Source organism: Acidovorax sp. GW821-FHT09B03 (assembly GCF_059418305.1).
The window spans coordinates 105,227-122,479 of the sequence record NZ_JBWKPP010000006.1 but is presented as its reverse complement, the minus strand read 5'-3'; the positions used below and the strand labels follow the sequence as shown (position 1 = coordinate 122,479).

16 protein-coding genes are annotated in these 17,253 nt (G+C 68.5%); 9 read left to right on the top strand and 7 right to left on the bottom strand.

Annotated features, from left to right (window positions below; all coding sequences use genetic code 11):
• Positions 1 to 65: 65 nt before the first annotated feature.
• From AC07PA_RS13340 to AC07PA_RS13325, 4 genes are read left to right on the top strand one after another with little or no spacing between them, the layout of a single operon-like run.
• Positions 66 to 1,883 (top strand): extracellular solute-binding protein, encoded by a 1,818-nt coding sequence (locus tag AC07PA_RS13340; protein WP_494609436.1) that lies wholly within the window; start codon positions 66 to 68, stop codon positions 1,881 to 1,883.
• Between the two features lie 44 nt (positions 1,884 to 1,927).
• Complete coding sequence (locus tag AC07PA_RS13335; RefSeq protein WP_007862140.1) at positions 1,928 to 2,959, top strand: microcin C ABC transporter permease YejB; 1,032 nt, start codon at positions 1,928 to 1,930, stop codon at positions 2,957 to 2,959.
• A 4-nt stretch (positions 2,960 to 2,963) separates the two neighbouring features.
• Positions 2,964 to 4,067 carry an ABC transporter permease gene (locus tag AC07PA_RS13330; protein ID WP_007862136.1) on the top strand — a complete coding sequence of 368 codons (1,104 nt, stop codon included), beginning with the start codon at positions 2,964 to 2,966 and terminating at the stop codon, positions 4,065 to 4,067.
• Positions 4,064 to 5,704 carry an ABC transporter ATP-binding protein gene (locus tag AC07PA_RS13325; RefSeq protein ID WP_494609437.1) on the top strand — a complete coding sequence of 547 codons (1,641 nt, stop codon included), beginning with the start codon at positions 4,064 to 4,066 and terminating at the stop codon, positions 5,702 to 5,704. Before AC07PA_RS13330 ends, AC07PA_RS13325 begins: the two co-directional genes overlap by 4 nt.
• Positions 5,705 to 5,770: 66 nt before the next feature.
• Here AC07PA_RS13325 and AC07PA_RS13320 read toward each other — a convergent pair whose 3' ends face one another.
• Together AC07PA_RS13320 and AC07PA_RS13315 are read right to left on the bottom strand one after the other, a co-directional pair.
• Positions 5,771 to 6,127 (bottom strand): FlxA-like family protein, encoded by a 357-nt coding sequence (locus AC07PA_RS13320; protein WP_494609438.1) that lies wholly within the window; start codon positions 6,125 to 6,127, stop codon positions 5,771 to 5,773.
• Between the two features lie 53 nt (positions 6,128 to 6,180).
• Positions 6,181 to 6,837 carry a lipocalin family protein gene (locus tag AC07PA_RS13315; RefSeq protein ID WP_494609439.1) on the bottom strand — a complete coding sequence of 219 codons (657 nt, stop codon included), beginning with the start codon at positions 6,835 to 6,837 and terminating at the stop codon, positions 6,181 to 6,183.
• A 391-nt stretch (positions 6,838 to 7,228) separates the two neighbouring features.
• On the opposite strand from AC07PA_RS13315, the gene AC07PA_RS13310 reads away from it, so the two are divergent.
• Both AC07PA_RS13310 and AC07PA_RS13305 read left to right on the top strand, forming a co-directional pair.
• A complete protein-coding gene (locus tag AC07PA_RS13310) occupies positions 7,229 to 7,846 on the top strand; it encodes a DUF1003 domain-containing protein (RefSeq protein WP_494609440.1) in 618 nt (205 codons plus the stop codon).
• 3 nt (positions 7,847 to 7,849) lie between these two features.
• The gene (locus tag AC07PA_RS13305; protein ID WP_494609441.1) at positions 7,850 to 8,440 is read left to right on the top strand and encodes a hypothetical protein; all 591 of its coding nucleotides are present in this window, start codon (positions 7,850 to 7,852) and stop codon (positions 8,438 to 8,440) included.
• Here AC07PA_RS13305 and AC07PA_RS13300 read toward each other — a convergent pair whose 3' ends face one another.
• Together AC07PA_RS13300 and AC07PA_RS13295 are read right to left on the bottom strand one after the other, a co-directional pair.
• A complete protein-coding gene (locus AC07PA_RS13300) occupies positions 8,441 to 9,235 on the bottom strand; it encodes a GNAT family N-acetyltransferase (RefSeq protein ID WP_494609442.1) in 795 nt (264 codons plus the stop codon). It abuts the gene before it with no gap.
• The gene (locus tag AC07PA_RS13295) at positions 9,223 to 10,218 is read right to left on the bottom strand and encodes an AraC-like ligand-binding domain-containing protein (RefSeq protein ID WP_494609443.1); all 996 of its coding nucleotides are present in this window, start codon (positions 10,216 to 10,218) and stop codon (positions 9,223 to 9,225) included. Before AC07PA_RS13295 ends, AC07PA_RS13300 begins: the two co-directional genes overlap by 13 nt.
• Positions 10,219 to 10,458: 240 nt before the next feature.
• Between AC07PA_RS13295 and AC07PA_RS13290 the strand changes: the two genes are divergently transcribed.
• Positions 10,459 to 11,493 carry a carbon-nitrogen hydrolase family protein gene (locus tag AC07PA_RS13290; RefSeq protein ID WP_494609444.1) on the top strand — a complete coding sequence of 345 codons (1,035 nt, stop codon included), beginning with the start codon at positions 10,459 to 10,461 and terminating at the stop codon, positions 11,491 to 11,493.
• A 23-nt stretch (positions 11,494 to 11,516) separates the two neighbouring features.
• Positions 11,517 to 12,560, top strand: a complete 1,044-nt coding sequence (locus tag AC07PA_RS13285) for a phenylacetaldoxime dehydratase family protein (RefSeq protein WP_494609445.1) — start codon at positions 11,517 to 11,519, stop codon at positions 12,558 to 12,560.
• Here the strand turns inward: AC07PA_RS13285 and AC07PA_RS13280 are convergent.
• Both AC07PA_RS13280 and AC07PA_RS13275 read right to left on the bottom strand, forming a co-directional pair.
• Positions 12,547 to 13,731, bottom strand: coding sequence for a M20 aminoacylase family protein (locus tag AC07PA_RS13280; protein ID WP_494609446.1), 1,185 nt, complete (start codon positions 13,729 to 13,731; stop codon positions 12,547 to 12,549). The two genes, AC07PA_RS13285 and AC07PA_RS13280, sit on opposite strands and share 14 nt — an antisense overlap.
• Positions 13,728 to 14,720 carry a tripartite tricarboxylate transporter substrate binding protein gene (locus AC07PA_RS13275; protein WP_494609447.1) on the bottom strand — a complete coding sequence of 331 codons (993 nt, stop codon included), beginning with the start codon at positions 14,718 to 14,720 and terminating at the stop codon, positions 13,728 to 13,730. The genes AC07PA_RS13280 and AC07PA_RS13275 overlap by 4 nt, the downstream gene beginning before the upstream one ends.
• 239 nt (positions 14,721 to 14,959) lie before the next feature.
• Between AC07PA_RS13275 and AC07PA_RS13270 the strand changes: the two genes are divergently transcribed.
• Positions 14,960 to 15,844: a LysR family transcriptional regulator gene (locus AC07PA_RS13270; protein ID WP_494609448.1), complete on the top strand. Its 885-nt coding sequence runs from the start codon at positions 14,960 to 14,962 to the stop codon at positions 15,842 to 15,844.
• 9 nt (positions 15,845 to 15,853) lie between these two features.
• Here the strand turns inward: AC07PA_RS13270 and chrA are convergent, their stop codons facing one another.
• A complete protein-coding gene (gene chrA / locus AC07PA_RS13265) occupies positions 15,854 to 17,236 on the bottom strand; it encodes a chromate efflux transporter (RefSeq protein ID WP_494609449.1) in 1,383 nt (460 codons plus the stop codon).
• Positions 17,237 to 17,253: the final 17 nt, after the last annotated feature.

Genomic DNA, 17,253 nt, shown 5'->3' with positions numbered 1-17,253 from the left:
AACCACCGCGTATGGATATGCGCCATTCGCTGCAGAGCCGGCCGAACGTAGTGCAGAATTGTCGCATGCGGTCTTGGCTCACTTTTTTGCTGATGGGTTGTTGCGCAGTGCCTGCTGCCTGGGCGGCGCATGGCTATGCACTCTGGGGCGACCTCAAGTACCCGGCAGACTTTGCCCACTTCGACTACGTGAACCCCGATGCACCAAAGGGGGGCGAGCTGCGCATGGTGAGCAACCTGCGCTACTCCACCTTCGACAAGTACAACCCCTTCACCATGAAGGGCTCGCCACCGGCCTACCTCTCGGATCTGCTGTTCGAGAGCCTGCTCACCGGCTCTATGGACGAGACGGCTTCGGGCTACGGCCTGCTGGCAGAGGACGTGGACGTGGCGCCCGACCGGTTGAGCGCCACCTTCCGCCTGCGGGCCGAAGCACGCTTTCACGATGGCAGCCCCGTGGAGGCCGCAGACGTCAAGTACAGCTACGAGACGCTGATCAGCCCCCAGGCCTCGCCCGGCTATGCCACCCTGCTGCAGGAAGTGGCGGGCGTGGACGTGATCGACAAGCGCACGGTGCGCTTTCGCTTCAAGCTGCCCAATCGCGAACTGCCGCTCACGGTGGGCAGCCTGTCCATCTTCAGCCGTGCCTGGGGCCGGCAGGCCGACGGCAAGGCCAAGCCCTTCGACCAGATCGTGACCGATACGCCTATCGGCAGCGGCCCCTACCGCATCGGCCCGGTGGCGTTCGGGCGCGACATCACCTACACCCGCGATCCCAACTACTGGGGCCGCAACCTGAACGTGAACAAGGGTGCGTTCAACTTCGACAACATCACCGTCAAGATCTACAAGGACAACACCGCCCGGCTGGAGGCCGTGAAGGCCGGCGAGTTCGACTTCATGACCGTGTACTCGGCGGGCGACTGGGCGCGCCGCATCAATGGCAAGCTGTTCAAGCAGGGGGTGCTGGTCAAGAAGGACATGAAGCACCGCCTGCCCGCGGGCTTCCAGAGCTATGTGCTGAACACCCGCAGGCCCATGCTGAGCGACCCGCGCGTGCGCGAGGCACTGGGCCTGGCCATCGACTACGAGTGGATGAACCGGCAGATGTTCTACGGCGGCTACCCGCGCGTGACCGACCTGTTCGGCAACACCGACTGCCAGGCCACCGGTACGCCCAGCCCCGAGGAGCTCAAGCTGCTGGAGCCCTGGCGTGGCAAGCTGCCCGATGCCGTGTTCGGCCCCATGTACCAGCCGCCGGTGACTGAGGGCGAAGGCCATTCGCTGCGCGAGAACCTGCGCCGTGCCCGCCAGCTGCTGGCCGACGCCGGTTGGACCTACCGCGACGGCGCCCTGCGCAACGCCAAGGGCGATGCCATGGTGATCGAGTTCCTGGACAGCAAGGAGGGCGGGGCCCGCACCGTGACCCCCTGGATCCGCAACCTGGAAAAGCTGGGCATCACCCTGCGCTTCGCCACGGTGGACTTTGCCCTGTACCAGCAACGCATGGACAAGTTCGACTTCGACATGATCAGCCTGGCGTTCCAGGGCACCTACAACCCGGGCCAGGAGATGCAGGAGTACTTCGGCAGCAAGCGTGCCGATGTCGAGGGGGCCGCCAACTACACCGGGGTGAAGAGTGCGGCCATCGACGCCATCGTCACCAAGCTGACCCGCGCCGACACCAAGGCCGAACTGCTGCCCGCCTGCCGTGCGCTGGACCGCGTGATCATGCACAGCCACTACCTGATTCCGCAATGGACGCTGTCCTCGCACCGCGTGGTCTACAACCAGCAGCGCCTGGCCTACAAGGAGCCCATGCCGCCCTACGCCAAGGCCGAGGAGTGGCTGATGTTCTCCTGGTGGAGCATCAAGAAGCCATGATGACGATGGCCCAACCCTGAACCGCCGGAGCCCAGCCCTACGCCATGCTTGCCTACATCGCCAAACGCCTGCTGCTCATGCTGCCCACCTTGCTGGGTGTGTTGCTTCTGACCTTTGCGGTGATCCAGTTCGTGCCCGGCGGCCCGGTGGAGCAGTACATGGCCGAGGCCCGTGCCGCGGCCGGCAAGGGGCAGGGTGCGGAAGGCGGCATGTCCTACCGTGGCGACCAGGGGGTGGACCCCAAGCGCGTGGAGCAGATCAAGGCGCTCTACGGCTTCGACAAGCCGGCGCACGAGCGCTTTTTCATCATGCTGGGCCAGTTCGCGCGCTTCGATCTCGGCAAGAGCTTCTTCCAGAACAAGAATGTGTGGGAGCTCGTGAAGGAAAAACTTCCTGTCTCCATCAGCCTGGGGCTGTGGACCTTCTTCATCAGCTACCTGGTGGCCGTTCCGTTGGGCGTGGCCAAGGCGGTGCGTGCGGGCTCTCGCTTCGACCTGGTCACCACGCTGCTCATCCTCGTGGGCTATGCGATTCCGGGCTTCGTGCTCGGCGTGGCGCTGCTTGTGATCTTTGGCGGCCAGCTGCAATGGTTCCCGCTGCGCGGGCTGGTGTCGTCCAACTGGGACCAGATGACATGGGGGGCGCGCATCGTGGACTACCTGTGGCACATCACGCTGCCTGTGACGGCCATGGTGGCGGGCAGCTTTGCGGTGACGGCCATGCTCACCAAGAACGCCTTCCTCGAAGAGATCCGCAAGCAGTATGTGCTGACGGCCCGGGCCAAGGGTCTGTCGGAGCGGCAGGTGCTGTGGAAGCATGTGTTCCGCAATGCGCTGATCCCCATCATCACGGGCTTTCCAGCGGCCTTCATCGGTGCCTTCTTCGCCGGCTCGCTGCTCATCGAAACCCTCTTCTCGCTCGATGGCCTGGGCCTGCTCGGCTACGAGAGCGTGATCCGCCGCGACTACCCCGTGGTGCTGGGCACGCTGTACCTGTTCACCCTGATTGGCATGGTCACCAAGCTCATCAGCGACCTCTGCTATGTGTGGGTAGATCCCCGCGTGAAGTTTGACTGACCGCATGAACGCGCCCTCCGCAAGCCCCACCACCGCTACCGGTACGCCGGCCACAGCAACGCCAACGGCCCCCACGGCCCCTGTTTCCCTTTCTCCCTCGCGCCGGGCCTGGCTGCGCTTCAAGCGCAACCGCCTGGGCTTGTGGAGCCTGGTCATCTTTTGCGTGCTGGTGCTCATCAGCCTGGCCGCCGAGGTGGTTAGCAACGACCGGCCCCTGATCGTGCGCTACGAGGGCCAGACCTACTTCCCCATGCTTCAGACCTACCCCGAAAAAACCTTCGGCGGTGATTTCGAGACCCCCACGGACTATCTGGACCCCTTCATCCAGCAGCGGCTGAGCGCGGGCGACAACTGGGCCCTCTACACCCTCAACACCTACGGGCCCACCACCCTCAACTATTTCGCCAAGGAGCCCAATCCCTCGGCGCCCACGCGCGACAACTGGCTGGGCACCGATGACCGGGGCCGGGACATGCTGGCCCAGCTGATCTATGGTTTCCGCGTGAGCGTGCTGTTCGGCCTGGCGCTGACCTTCATCGGCACGGTGCTGGGCATCCTCACCGGGGCGATCCAGGGCTTCTTCGGTGGCAAGACCGATCTGGCCTTCCAGCGCTTCATCGAGATCTGGGAGTCCATGCCCGAACTGTACCTGCTCATCATCTTCAGCGCGCTGTTCGCGCCCAGCATCTCGCTGCTGCTCATCCTGCTCTCCCTGTTCGGCTGGATGGGCCTGTCGGACTACGTGCGGGCCGAGTTCCTGCGCAACCGCCAACTCGACTACGTGAAAGCGGCGCGTGCCCTGGGTGTCAGCAATGCCCAGATCATCTGGCGCCACATCCTGCCCAATAGCCTGACCCCGGTGGTCACCTTCCTGCCGTTCCGCATGAGCGCCGCCATCCTCTCGCTCACGGCCCTCGACTTCCTGGGCCTGGGCGTGCCGCCGGGCACCCCCAGCCTGGGCGAGCTGCTGAGCCAGGGCAAGAACAACATCGACGCCTGGTGGATCTCACTGAGCACCTTCGCCGTGCTGGTGGTCACCCTGCTGCTGCTGACCTTCATGGGCGACGCCCTGCGCGACGCCCTCGATCCGCGAAAGGCCGACAAGTGAGCACCGCATCCAGTCCAGGTACGGCACCGTCAGGCCCTTTGCTCGACGTGCGGGATCTCCATGTGCACTTCGGCAGGAAGGAGGTGGTGAGCGGCGCCAGCTTCACCATCGCCCCCGGCGAAAAGCTCGCCCTGGTGGGCGAATCGGGCTCGGGCAAAACCATCACGGCGCTCAGCCTGCTGCGCCTGGCGGGCGATGCGCGGGTGACGGGCCAGGCCCTGCTGCGCGGGCGCGACCTGCTGGCCCTGAGCGAGCGCGAGATGCGCGGCGTGCGCGGTGGCGAGATCGCCATGGTCTTCCAGGAGCCCATGACGGCGCTGAACCCGCTGATGACCATCGGCCAGCAGATCGCCGAAATCCTGCAGCTCAAGAAGGGCCTCACGGGCGCGCAGTGTGCCCAGGCGGCCATCGAGCTGCTGGCCAAGACCGGCATCCCCGAGCCCGCGCGCCGGGCCAACGCGTTTCCGCACCAGCTCTCGGGCGGGCAGCGCCAGCGCGCCATGATCGCCATGGCCCTGGCCAGCGAGCCGCAGCTGTTGCTGGCCGACGAGCCCACCACCGCACTCGACGTGACCTTGCGCGGGCAGATCCTCGACCTGCTCAGTGACCTGCAGCGCCAGACCGGCATGGCCGTGCTGCTCATCACGCACGACCTGAACCTGGTGCGCCGCTTTGCCGACCGCGTGGCCGTGATGGAGCAAGGCGTGCTGGTGGAGCAGGGCGCCGTGGCCGAGGTGTTCGGTGCGCCCCAGCATGCCTACACCCGCAAGCTGATGCAAAGCCAGCCCCAGCGCGACGTGACCGAGGCCGCGCTAGCGCCGGGCACGCCGCCCGTGCTGCAGGCCAGCGACCTGCGCGTGGTCTACCCCACACCGCTGCCCGGCCTGCGCGGCTGGTTCAAGAAGGGCGAGTTCGTGGCCGTGCAGGGCGCCAGCCTGGCGCTGCCGCCGGGCCGCACGCTCGGCGTGGTGGGGGAGTCGGGCTCGGGCAAGTCCACGCTGGCCCAGGCCATCCTGGGGCTGCTGCCCTTTGGCGGGTCGCTGCAGGTGGCGGGGCAGGGCTGGCAGGCGCCGGCCATGCGCAATTCACCGGCCAACCAGCAACTGCGCCGCAAGGTGCAGGTGGTGTTCCAGGATCCGTTCTCTTCGCTGTCCCCACGCCTCACGGTGGAAGAGATCGTGGGTGAGGGCATGCGCGTGCACGAACCCACGCTCAGCGTGGCCGAGCGGCGCACGCGTGTGGAGGCCGCGCTGGCCGAGGTCGGACTGACCGAGGCGCAGTTCCCCGGCCTGCTGGCGCGCTACCCGCATGAATTCTCGGGCGGCCAGCGCCAGCGCCTGGCCATTGCGCGCGCCCTCATCGTGCAGCCCGAGCTGCTGGTGCTCGACGAGCCCACCAGCGCGCTCGACGTCACCATCCAGCAGCAAGTGCTCAAGCTGCTGCAGCGCCTGCAGAAGGAAAAGGGCCTGAGCTACCTGCTCATCACCCACGACGTGCAGGTGATCCGTGCCATGGCGCACGAGGTGCTGGTGATGAAGGACGGCAACGTGCTCGAAAGCGGCCCCGTGGGCCAGGTGCTCGACGCGCCGCAGCACCCCTATACGCAGCGCCTCGTGGAGTCCGCCGGGCTGGACTGAGCCCCACCTCTGGCCGGGCGCCGTGCCTTGGGGGTTCGAGCCGGCGGCTGGGGCGCCAGGACCCTGTCAGGCGTAGGTATCGAGCTGGCTGCCCAGGCTGGTGGAGGCCTGGCCTTCGGTTTTGGCGCGCTGCTCGCGTGCGGCCTGCGCCGCCGCCTCGGCTTTCTGGGCCTGTGCGGCCTGCTGTTCCTGCTGGCGTGCACGCTGGATGGCGGTGATCTGCGCCTGCACCATCTGGATCTGGGTCTGCAGCAGCTTGGCCTTCTCCTTCTTGGCCTTGGCGTCCATGTCGGACGTGGCCACGTTCTTGAGCTCTTCGGTCAGGGACTGCAGCTGCTTTTGCAGCTTGGCGATCTCGCTGCCACCGCCCCCGCTGCTGGAAGAAGACACCTTGCCGGCCGATGAAGAGGAGGAAACTTGCATGCCTGCCTTATCGGCAGGTGGGGGACAAAACTTAAGCGTGGCGCAGGGTCTTTTCAACTCCTGGGCTGTGCCGCAGGCAACGCACCATCCTGCGCCACCCACAGCACCTTGTCCACCTCCACGCCGAGCGCCTTTGCCTGGGCCAGCAGCTGCTCGCGCACGCCGGGTGGCAGGGTCTTGGTGCGCGACAGGATCCAGAAATAGCCGCGGTTGGAGCCCACCACCATGGACCACTGGTAGTTGGGGTCCAGTGCCACCACGTTGTAGCCGCCGTAGAAGGGGCCGAAGAACGAGACCTTGAGCGCACCCTGGTCGGTCTCGCCAGTGAAGCGGGCCTTGCCCTCGGCCTGCTTCCAGCGGTCGCGGCCGGGGTCGAACCCGCGGTTGATCACCTTGATGGTGCCATCCGGGTTGGGGATGTAGTTCGCGGTGGTCTGCTGCAGGCCGCGCTCGAACGAATGGTCCAACCGGGCCACCTCGTACCACTGGCCCGCGTAGCGCTGCGCGTCGAAGCCCGCCACCGGCTCAATGCCGGCGGGTGGATGCGTGGAGCAGGCCGTGAAGAACAGCACCGCGCCCAGCGCCAACACGCCAATGGTGTTGGGCAGGATGCGGCGGCCCACCGAGGGCGCGGCACCGGTGGCTGCTTGTCCTGGGGTGGGCACTGGCGTGTCTCGCATGTCTCGCAGTTCAACAAGGGTGTCAGGCATGGTGGTGTCCCTGGGAATGGTTCGTCGCAGTCCCTGGCATGGGCCGGCCTTCGGGGCGGGCGCTGCCTGTCTTGCGGCGGTGTGGTCAATGTAGTGAGCGCGCTGGTGCGCGCGTGTAGGCGCGCGCTGGCATCGCCTGTCGGCGGCATGGGGGCCGCCGTGCCGCGCATCACACCATGGGTCGGGGCCACGTGGGGCGGGTGGGCCCTCCATCCGCCCGCCTTGTTGCCACAAAAGTCACGGATCGGCAGGAAGAGTGGGGGCCCTGCGCGGCCCTGGTGCCCGCTGGCACGGAACTTGAACGCGCCCAGCGGGTAGAGTGGCAAGCATGCAGGTGCCGCCCGGCGCACCTGCCCGGCCCTGTTGCCACCGCTTGCATGAGGTTCTTCGCATGACCACGCCATCCACCACCACCACGGCGGCCCCTGGGGCCGACCACTTGCGCTTTCACCGCCAGCACGAGCACCTGTCGCCGCCCTTCGGCAACGATGGCTTTGCGCGCCGGGCCGAGGCCTTTGCCCGCATGTTCGGCTCGCCCCGGTTCCTGCTCTTGCAGACCTGCTTCGTGGCGGTATGGATCGGCCTGAACCTGTCGGGCGTGGTGAAGTTCGACGTGTACCCCTTCATCCTGCTGAACCTGGCGTTCAGCCTGCAGGCCGCCTATGCGGCCCCGCTGATCCTGCTGGCCCAGACCCGCCAGGCCGAGCGCGACCGCATGCATGCCGACGCCGATGCCCGGCACCGCGAGGCCCTGGCCCTGGCCACGCAGGAGCGCCAGGCCCTGGCCGCGCAGAACAGCGCGCAACTGCTCGACCTGCTGGAGCAGAACACCCGCCTGACCGAGATGACCCGCAAGCTCAGCGAGCGCATCGAGGCCCTGACGGTGGAAATGCACCACCGCATGCACTACGTGCCCGCCGTGGCAAGGTACCAGCAGCAGGCCGACCAGCCGGGCCCGCAGCAGTCCGGCGGCACCGGTGGGGACGCCAACCCGCGCCAGGGGGGATAAGCCATGTTCGCCACCCATCCCCTGCCACCGGCGGGCACGGCGGCCACCGTGCCGCCCTTCGACGCGGCCACCGCCCTGCAGGCATTGCATGGCCATGCCGTGCCAGGCGAGCCCCTCCTGCTGCTGCACCTGGGCACCGAGCACACGCGCATTGCCGTGGTGGGCGAGGGCGCCGCACCCGGCCCGGTGTTCACCCTGGCCCTGGGCACGCACAGGACCGCCCGTGCATTCTTCCGCCGCGATGTGCCGACCCCGCTGGAACTGGAGAACGCCATCGCCAGCGTGGAGGACGAGGTCTACCTGGCCCACCGGCAGTACGCTGTGCAGGGCCATGCCCCGGACCTGGCCTGGTGGTCCACCGATCCGCACCTGGTGGCCCTGGCCGAACTGGCGGGCGTGCCGCGCGGCCCGGCCATGCGGCTTACGCTGGAGGCCATGGAGCGCCTGTTCCAGCGCCTGGCCGCCGTTTCCGAGGGCCGGCCCGCCGCGAGCGAGGGCCTGCCCGAGAGTGTGGAGTTCGCCACCACCTTGCTGCTGCTGCGCGAGCTGATGCACCACATGCCGTTCGGGCAGCTGCACCTGGTGGCGCAGTAGTCAACCGTCTAGCCCTCGGGCATAGACCGCGAATTCGTGGACCGACCCGAAACCGAGGGCCTGGGCCAGTTCGTACGATGCGCGGTTGTCCCGAAAGCAGTCCCACCCAGGTTCCAGCCCGCGCCGCAGGCACCCATCGATGAACGCCGTGGCCGTCGCCCTGGCCAGGCCCTGCCGCCGGTGGCCCTCGAAGGTGCAGATGTCTGCATCGTGCCGCAGCCCTTTCACGAACACCGAGTAGCACAGGCTGGCCACTTGTTCTTCATGCAGCACGCAGCATCCGACGCCGTCGCGTTCGAACTGCGCATCGCTGGCCCACATGCCTGCTGCAAAGGGGTACTGGCCGCCATCGGCCAGGCGCCGCAGCAGCGTGGCATCCAGGGGCACCAGGCGGTGGCCTGGCGGCAAGGGCGGCTCGGCGCGCTGTGCCGCAAAACGGCGGTGGTCGAACGAGAAGGCCACGCGCTGCATTTTTTTCACGCGGGGCGCCTGGCGCTGCTCGAGCACCGGTTCCCAGCCGGCATGGCCCGGGTACAGGATGAAGAAGTCCTGCTGGGCAGGCGCCTGCAGCCAGTCGAGGCAGGTCGCAGCCCACTGTGCGTCGGGCCCATCGCCCGCGAGCACGCAAAACCCATTGTCATAGACAAAGGCGGCGTGCACGTCCCCGGCTCGGGGGACAAAGATGCGGCCTTGGGTGTGGCCCGACAGCACGGCGCCCATGATCTCGGCGCCCGCGTGGAGGCCATCGAGTAGCGCGGCCAGCGCGGGGAAATTCTTCGCATTCAGTTCGTGCATGGCACCGATTGTGCCGGCGGCGCTGCGGTCGTCGCTGCCTGCGCCCGCCACTCCCGCGGCGCCTGCCCGAAGCGCTCCTTGAAGGCCCGGCTGAAGTGCGCCGCGTCGTTGAAGCCCCAGCCGAACGCGATCTCCGCCACCGAGGCCTTGGCGCGGCGTGCGTCCAGCAGCTCGCGGCTGGCGCCGTCGAGCCGCTGGCCCCAGAGGTAGTGCGAGGGCGACTGCGGTTCGGCCTTGCTGAACAGGCGGTGCAGGTGGCCGCTGGACATGCCCAGGTCGGCCGCCACGGATGCGATGGTCAGCGCCGGGTCGCGCAGCCGGCCATCGATGTGCCGCTTGATGCGCGCCACGTGGTAGGCGCCCATGGCCGAGGGCTCGGCCCGGCCGCAGGCGGGCAGCGATTGCAGGCCCGCCACCAGCACGCTGATGACGCCGCTGGCCACGGCGGCGGCCGAGGCGGTGGGCAGGCTGTCCACTTCGCCCCGCAAGGTGGTGACCATGGCGGCCATCAGATGCCCGGCGCCGCTGCGGCCCGAGACCGTGGTGGCCGTGAGCTGCTCGGTGCGCGCCACCAGCGCGCGCAGCTGCTCGCCGCGCAGCTTGAGCACGATCTCCTCGAAGTCCTCGCTGAACTGCAGGGTGTAGGGCCGCGTGCTGTCGTACAGCGCAAAGTCGCCAGGGGCCACGGCAGCGTCGCGCCCGTCCTGCGAGATCACGCCGTGCCCCTTGGTCTGCAGGCTCACGATGAAGCAGTCGTCCGTGGCGCGCGAGATGAAGCGCGGCGTGCGCACCACCCGCTGGGCGCAGGAACGCACCACCGACAGGTCCAGCCCAGGCAGGTGGTGGCTCTGGATGGAGCCGCCGAAGTGCTCGCCATCGGGCGCATCGCACTCGAGCTGCACGTAGGTGGTGCAGATCATGTCGGTCCAGTAGGCCAGCCGGTCGCGGGGCGCGATGGCATCGGTACTCAAGAGTTGGCTCATGGGCGGGGTCTCAAGCGGGGCGGGGGAGAAGGGCAACAGGCCCATCATCCTCCGACCGGGCCCGTTCTTCAAGCAAGGCCCATGCCGGTAAACCCGGGGTGGCGAGTTGGGGGCAAAGGGCAGGTGACTCCCAGTCAAGTGGCCTGGAATCAAGGACCAGGAGAGCCTGGGGCAAGACGGTACCGGCCTGTCCGCAGTGAAATCCTTCCATCGACAACCCCGCCCTTGAAGGAGATCCCCATGCCCGCCACCCTGCACCCCAAGCTGCGCGTCGCCGCCGTCCAGGCCGCACCCGTGTTCCTGGACCTCGATGCCACCATCGACAAGACCATCGCGCTGATGAAGGAAGCCAAAAGGCAGGGCGCGCAGCTCGTGGCCTTCCCCGAGACCTGGATCCCCGGTTATCCCTGGTGGATCTGGCTCAACTCGCCCGCCATGGGCATGCAGTACGTGCAGCGCTACAACGACAACTCGCTGGTCGTCGGCTCGGCCGAGTTCCAGCGCCTGGCGCAGGCAGCGCGCGACATCGGCATCTGGATGTCCACCGGCTACAGCGAGCGTGCCGGTGGCAGCCTCTACATCGCCCAGGCCCTGTTCGACGACCAGGGCCGCGTGGTCAAGACGCGGCGCAAGCTCAAGCCCACGCACGTGGAGCGCACGGTGTTCGGCGAAGGCGATGGCAGCGACCTGGCGGTCATGCCGACCGCCATCGGCAACGTCGGCATGCTCGCCTGCTGGGAGCACCTGCAGCCCCTGAGCAAGTACGCCATGTATGCGCAGAACGAGCAGGTCCACATCGGCGCCTGGCCCAGCTTCTCGCTGTACCGCGGCGCCGCCCATGCGCTGGGGGCCGAGGTCAACAATGCCGCGAGCCAAGTCTATGCGGTCGAGGGCGGCTGCTTCGTGGTCGCGCCGTGCGCCACCGTGTCTAAGGAGATGCACGCCATGCTCTGCACCGACGACCTGCAGCGCCAATTGCTGCTCGAAGGTGGCGGCTTCGCGCGCATCTACGGTCCCGACGGTGCATCGCTGGGCACGCCGCTGGGCGAGAAGGAAGAAGGCCTGGTACTGGCCGACATCGACCTGGGCACGATCTCCCTGGCCAAGACCGCCGCCGACCCGGCCGGCCACTATGCGCGGCCCGACGTCACGCGCCTGTTGCTCAACCAGACCCCGGGCGACCGCGTGGTGTCGCAGGTTCCGGTCGGCATGGCCGCAGCGGCGGCCAACGAAGCCAGCGCCGAGCCCGCACCTGCGCTGCTGGCCGAGTCCTGAGCGTTGCGCACGGGAGTCACGCCATGGAATCCGCCATCCCCAGCCACCTGCAATGCCCGCGCCTGCGCCACCGCAGGGTGCCCGACGACTATGTGCCGCCATACCCGGCCACCGTGGCGCGCTACCGCCCCGAGGTCACGCGCGTGGTCATGGGCTACTTCGGCATCCAGCACCGGGCGGATGCGCCCGCGCCCGCCCTGGCCGCGCGGGCCCTGCACTGCATCGCCGAGGCCTTTGCCGGCGCCAACGGCCCGGGCCACTGGGACCGCGCGCAGTGCCTGGACCAGGCGGGCTACCTCAACACCATCACCATCGGCTACTGGGCCGAACCGGCCACCTACGCCGCCTGGTTTGCCGAGCATGGCGCGCGCTGGGCATCCGGCGCGTTCAACGATCCCGGGCTGGGCCTGTTCACCGAGGTGCTGCAGCCTGCGGCCGACCGCTTCGAGACGCTGTTTTCCAGCGATGGGATCGAGGGCGTGGCCGGCGTTTCCAGCGGCCTGGGCGAACCCATCCAGGAGCATGCCTACTGGGGCGGCATGCGCGACCGCCTGGCCCTGTCGCAGACCGACGGCATGGCGCCCGAGGGCGCGCCGCAGGTCGTCACCGAAGGCCTGCACCAGCGCGTGCTGCCGCACGAGAACCTGTGCCTCATCCGCTCTGGCCAGGATTGGGCCGGCACCCAGGGCGATGAGCGGCGCATGTACACCGAGGAGGTCGAGCCCGTGCTGCGCGCCGGCATGGACTTCCTGCAGGACCAGGGCCGCCAGGTGGACTGCTATGCCAACCGCTACATGGCCGTGGTGGACACTGCCGGCAAGCCCACGGAAAAGAGCTTCGGCATGGGCTGGTGGCGCAGCCTGGCCGCACTGGAGCGCTGGGCCGAGTCACACCCCACGCATGTGGCCATCTTCGGCGCGGCCATGAAGTACCTGGGCACCATGGGGCCGGCGGCGCAGCTCAGGCTCTACCACGAGGTCACGGTGGCCCGGGCCGAGGAGCAGTATTTCGAGTACTTCAACTGCCACCCGCGCACGGGCATGCTGGGGGCTGTCACTGTGGCTTGAGAAAGGTCTCGGCCAGCCGTACCCAGTAGGCGCCCCCCACCACGACGTTGCCGTCATGGAAATCGTAGCCCGGGTGGTGCACCATGCAGCCGCCGGGGGCGTTGCCGTTGCCGATCTGCAGGTAGGAGCCCGGCACCTTCTCCAGCATGAAGGCGAAGTCCTCGCTGGCCGGCAGGGCCGCCGCCTGCAGGGTTACGCGCTCGGGGCCCACCAGGTCCAGCGCCACCTGGCGCGCCAGCGCGGTCTCTGCCGGGGTGTTGACGAGCACGGCGTAGCCGGGCCGCCAGTCGAGCTGGGCGCGCACGCCATGGCCGGTGGCGGTGGCCTCCACCAGTGCGCGGATGCGCTGCTCCAGCAACCGGCGCACGCCGCTGTCCATGGCGCGCACACTGATCTCCAGCACCGCGCTGGCGGGGATCACGTTGTTGGCCTGGCCGGCGTGCAGCGCGCCCACGGTGACCACGGCCATCTGCTGTGGGTCCACGTTGCGCGAGACGATGGTCTGCAGCCCCATCACCAGGCTGGCCGCGGCCACCACGGGGTCGATGGCCACGTGCGGCATGGCCCCATGACCGCCCACGCCTTCGAGCGTGATGGTGGCGTAGTCGCTCGACGCCATGGCCGGCCCCTCGCGCAGCAGCAGGTGGCCCTGGGCCACGCCAGGCATGTTGTGCATGGCAAACACGGCATCGCAGGGGTAGCGCGTGAACAGGCCGTCGGCCATCATGCGCAGCGCGCCGCCACCGCCTTCCTCTGCGGGCTGGAAGATCAGGTTCAGCTCGCCGCTGAACTGCCCGTGCTCCGCCAGGTACCAGGCCGCCGCCATCAGCATGGCGGTGTGGCCGTCGTGCCCGCAGGCGTGCATCACGCCCGGGTGGGCGCTGCTCCAGGCGGCGCCGGTGGCCTCGGTGATGGGCAGGGCGTCCATGTCGGCGCGCAGGCCCAGGCGTGGGCCCGGGCCGCGCACCAGGCGGCCCACCACGCCCGTGCCGCCGATGCCGCGCTCCACCGCATAGCCCCAGCGCTCCAGCCGTTCGGCCACCAGCTCGGCCGTGCGCTGTTCCTCGAAGGCCAGCTCCGGGTGGCGGTGGATGTCGCGGCGCAGGGCGATGAACTCGCTGGCGCGTGCCTCCAGGGTATCGAACAAGGGGGTGTGCTTCATCGTCGTCATTGCGGCTGCAGGTTGATGGAGCGCGCGATCTCGCGGTAGCGCGCGGTCTCGCTCTCGAAGAAGGCGGTGGATTCGGCCAGCGTCATCGCCGGCGATGCCACCATGGACTGCGCCGCAAGCTGGGTGTGCACGGTGGGGTCCTTGAGCGCGCGGCCGATGGCCTGGTGCAGGCGCTGCACCACGGGCTCGGGCGTCTTTTTGGGCACCATGAAGCCGGTCCAGATCTTGTACGAGAAGTTGGGCAGGGCCTTGCCCTCGCTCACGGTGGGAATGGTCTTGAGCATCTCGGAGCGCTGTGCGCCCAACTGGCCGATGATCTTCAGGCGCCCCTGGTCGGCCATGGCGCCCATGGCCGAGCTGTAGACCAGCACCGCGAAGTCGAGCTGCCCGCCGCCCAGGTCCTGCAGCAGTGGTGCGTTGCCCTTGTAGGGGATGTGCTGCATGGTGGTGTGCGTGGTCTGCTGCACCTTCTCCAGGATCAGGTGGTAGAGCGAGCCGATGCCCACGCTGCCGTAGGACAGCGGGTCCTTGCCCGGCGTGCGCGCCAGTGCGACCAGCTCGTCCACGCTGTTCACGCCCAGGTCCTTGCGCGTCACGAAGACCATGGCCGCGTCGGACACCGGGTGCACCAGGCGGAAGTCCTCGGTGCGCAGCTTCACCGCGGCGTTGGCCAGCGGCGCCAGGATGGCCTCGTTGGGCGAGCCCTGGAAGATGTAGTAGCCATCGGCCGGCGCGGCCAGCACCTTCTGCGCGGCCATGGCGCCGGCTGCTCCGCCCAGGTTCTCCACGATCACCTGCTGGCCCAGCTCGCGGGTCATGGGGGTGTTGAGGATGCGGGCCATCGCGTCGGACGGGCCGCCTGCGGGGTAGGGCACCATCAGGCTCACCGGCTTGGTGGGGTAGCCCGGGGCCTGTGCCCAGGCGGCCAGGGGGCTGGCGCCCAGTACCAGGCCGGTGAGCCCGGCCAGTGTGGCGAGCAGGCGTTTCATCGCAATCGTTGTGTGGTTCATTTCGATCCCTTGCGGACAAATTGGTAAGCGGCCATGGCAGCCATGGTTCCTGTTTTTTCGACACCCTCTGGCCTTGCAGCGCTGCTCTTTGGGGGCGCTTTTTGCAGGTCAGTGAAGCCATCTTAGGATTGGCCTATCTGCGCGTCCAATGCATTGCAAAGTGGGTTAGCATGAGTTGAAGTTATTCAATTTTCTTGCACCAGAAGGGGGCAATCGGCATGACTTTGGTGCAGCTTCGGCACTTCATTTCGCTGGCGCAGACCGGCTCGTTCAGCAAGTCGGCCGAGGCCATGCACCTCACGCAGCCGGCGCTCAGCCGCAGCATCCGCTCCATCGAGGACGAGCTGGGCCTGCCCCTGTTCGACCGCATCGGCCGGCGCAGCGAACTCACGCCTTTTGGCCGCCAGGTGCTGCAGCGCGCCCAGCGCCTGGTGGACGATGCGGCCGAGCTGCATGCCCTGGGCCGGCGCATGCGCGAGGGGGAGGGGGGGGCCATCCGCATCGGCCTGGGCTCGGGGCCCGGCGCGCTGCTGATGACACCGCTGCTCATGCAGGTGGCCACGCGCCACCCGCAGCTCACGCTGGAAATCTCGCGCGGCAGCACCGACCGGCTGGTGCAGGCGCTGCGCGACCGCCAGCTCGACGCGCTGGTCATCGACGCGCGCTCGCTGCAGCCCGCCACCGACCTGCGCACCGAGCTGGTCTGCGAGATCCGCGGCTCCTTCATGGTGCGGCGCGGCCACCCGCTGCTGCGCAAGCGCGGCGGCGTGCGCTTCGAGATGCTCAAGGACTACCCCATCGCCTCGACCCCGCTCAGCGACGAGGTCGCGCGCCGGCTCATGGAAACCTACGGCCCCGAGGCCCACCCCGCCGCCTGCGTGACCCTGCGTTGCGAAGAGATACCGAGCCTGGTCGAGGTGGTGCGCAAGAGCGACGCCATCCTGCTGGCCGTGCGTGCTGCTGCGCCCGACCTGGTGGAGCTGCCCATGGTGCCCGGCGAGATCACCACCGCCTTGTTCGGCCTGGTCACCCTGGCCGGCCGCAGCGAGGCCCCGGCCATGCCCATCGTGCGCACGCTGGTGCAGGAGCTGCTGAAAGACTAGGGCGGCTGGCTAGCCGCCCAGCATGCGCAGTGCCAGGCCCGCCAGCGCACAGCCGCCCAAGAGGGGCAGCACCCCCAGCTTGAAACGGAACAGTGCCACGCCGGCCAGCAGTGTGATGGCGACGGACGCGATGTCCACCCCGCCCGCAAAGCCCTGCGGCCACCACACGTGCCAGGCGAAGAACAGGGCCAGGTTCAGGATCACGCCGACCACGGCGGCCGTGATGGCCGTGAGCGGCGCGGTGAAGCGCAGCTGGTTGTGCGTGGTCTCGATCAGCGGCCCGCCCGCCAGGATGAACACGAACGAGGGCAGGAAGGTGAAGAAGGTCACCACCGAAGCCGCCAGCGCGCCGGACCAGAAGGCCGCTTCGGGCCCGAACACGTTGTGCAGCCAGCCGCCCAGAAAGCCCACGAAGGCCACCACCATGATCAAGGGGCCCGGCGTGGTCTCGCCCAGCGCCAGGCCATCGATCATCTGCTTGGCATCCAGCCAGTGGTAGTGCTCCACCGCGCCCTGGTACACATAGGGCAGCACCGCATAGGCCCCGCCAAAGGTCAAGAGCGCCGCCTTGGTGAAGAACCAGCCCATCTGCGTGAGCGTGCCCTGCCAGCCATACAGCGCCAGCAGCACCCCCATGGCCGCCAGCCACAGGCCGCCGCCCACGGCCAGCACCTGCGCCAGGCGCTTGCGGCTGAACAGCGCATGGGCCGGTGTGGGCGTGTCATCGTCGATCAGCGCCGGCCCATAGCCGCGCTGGGCGCCGCCATGCCCGCCGGCCGTGAACAGCTGGGGCCAGCGCCGCCCGGCCAGGTGGCCGATGAGCGCTGCCGCCAGCACGATTGCCGGGAAGGGCACGCTGAACGCCATGATGGCCACGAAGGCCGCCGCTGCCAGGCCCCACAGCCAGCGGTTGTGCAGTGCGCGCGTGCCGATGCGGTGCGCCGCATGCAGCACCAGCGCCGTCACCGCCGGCTTGATGCCGTAGAAGATGCCCTCCACCACGGGCAGGTGCCCCCAGGCGATGTACACCCAGGACAGCAGCACCAGCAGCACGAGGGACGGCAGCACGAACAGCCCTCCCGCCACCAGCCCGCCGCGCGTGCGGTGCATCAGCCAGCCGATGTAGGTGGCCAGTTGCTGCGCTTCGGGGCCGGGCAGCACCATGCAGAAGTTGAGCGCATGCAGAAAGCGCTTCTCGCTGATCCAGCGGCGCCGCTCCACCAGTTCGGTGTGCATGATCGCGATCTGCCCGGCCGGCCCGCCAAAGCTGATGCAGCCGAGCTTGAGCCAGAACCACAGGGCCTGGGTGAACGGTACATCGGTGGGGCGTGCATCGCCGTCGGGGGCATCGGCCCCGCTGGCCACGGCTGCCGCGCTGTGGGTGTCTGTCATCGTCGGGGTTCCATTCA

What these genes read in the sequence shown, in the direction of transcription:
- AC07PA_RS13340 (WP_494609436.1), top strand. Translation starts at nt 66, where the DNA reads ATGCGGTCTTGGCTCACTTTTTTGCTGATGGGTTGTTGCGCAGTGCCT.
- AC07PA_RS13335 (WP_007862140.1), top strand. Translation starts at nt 1,928, where the DNA reads ATGCTTGCCTACATCGCCAAACGCCTGCTGCTCATGCTGCCCACCTTG.
- AC07PA_RS13330 (WP_007862136.1), top strand. Translation starts at nt 2,964, where the DNA reads ATGAACGCGCCCTCCGCAAGCCCCACCACCGCTACCGGTACGCCGGCC.
- AC07PA_RS13320 (WP_494609438.1), bottom strand. Translation starts at nt 6,127, where the DNA reads ATGCAAGTTTCCTCCTCTTCATCGGCCGGCAAGGTGTCTTCTTCCAGC.
- AC07PA_RS13315 (WP_494609439.1), bottom strand. Translation starts at nt 6,837, where the DNA reads ATGCCTGACACCCTTGTTGAACTGCGAGACATGCGAGACACGCCAGTG.
- AC07PA_RS13310 (WP_494609440.1), top strand. Translation starts at nt 7,229, where the DNA reads ATGACCACGCCATCCACCACCACCACGGCGGCCCCTGGGGCCGACCAC.
- AC07PA_RS13305 (WP_494609441.1), top strand. Translation starts at nt 7,850, where the DNA reads ATGTTCGCCACCCATCCCCTGCCACCGGCGGGCACGGCGGCCACCGTG.
- AC07PA_RS13300 (WP_494609442.1), bottom strand. Translation starts at nt 9,235, where the DNA reads ATGCACGAACTGAATGCGAAGAATTTCCCCGCGCTGGCCGCGCTACTC.
- AC07PA_RS13295 (WP_494609443.1), bottom strand. Translation starts at nt 10,218, where the DNA reads ATGAGCCAACTCTTGAGTACCGATGCCATCGCGCCCCGCGACCGGCTG.
- AC07PA_RS13290 (WP_494609444.1), top strand. Translation starts at nt 10,459, where the DNA reads ATGCCCGCCACCCTGCACCCCAAGCTGCGCGTCGCCGCCGTCCAGGCC.
- AC07PA_RS13285 (WP_494609445.1), top strand. Translation starts at nt 11,517, where the DNA reads ATGGAATCCGCCATCCCCAGCCACCTGCAATGCCCGCGCCTGCGCCAC.
- AC07PA_RS13280 (WP_494609446.1), bottom strand. Translation starts at nt 13,731, where the DNA reads ATGACGACGATGAAGCACACCCCCTTGTTCGATACCCTGGAGGCACGC.
- AC07PA_RS13275 (WP_494609447.1), bottom strand. Translation starts at nt 14,720, where the DNA reads ATGAAACGCCTGCTCGCCACACTGGCCGGGCTCACCGGCCTGGTACTG.
- AC07PA_RS13270 (WP_494609448.1), top strand. Translation starts at nt 14,960, where the DNA reads ATGACTTTGGTGCAGCTTCGGCACTTCATTTCGCTGGCGCAGACCGGC.
- chrA (WP_494609449.1), bottom strand. Translation starts at nt 17,236, where the DNA reads ATGACAGACACCCACAGCGCGGCAGCCGTGGCCAGCGGGGCCGATGCC.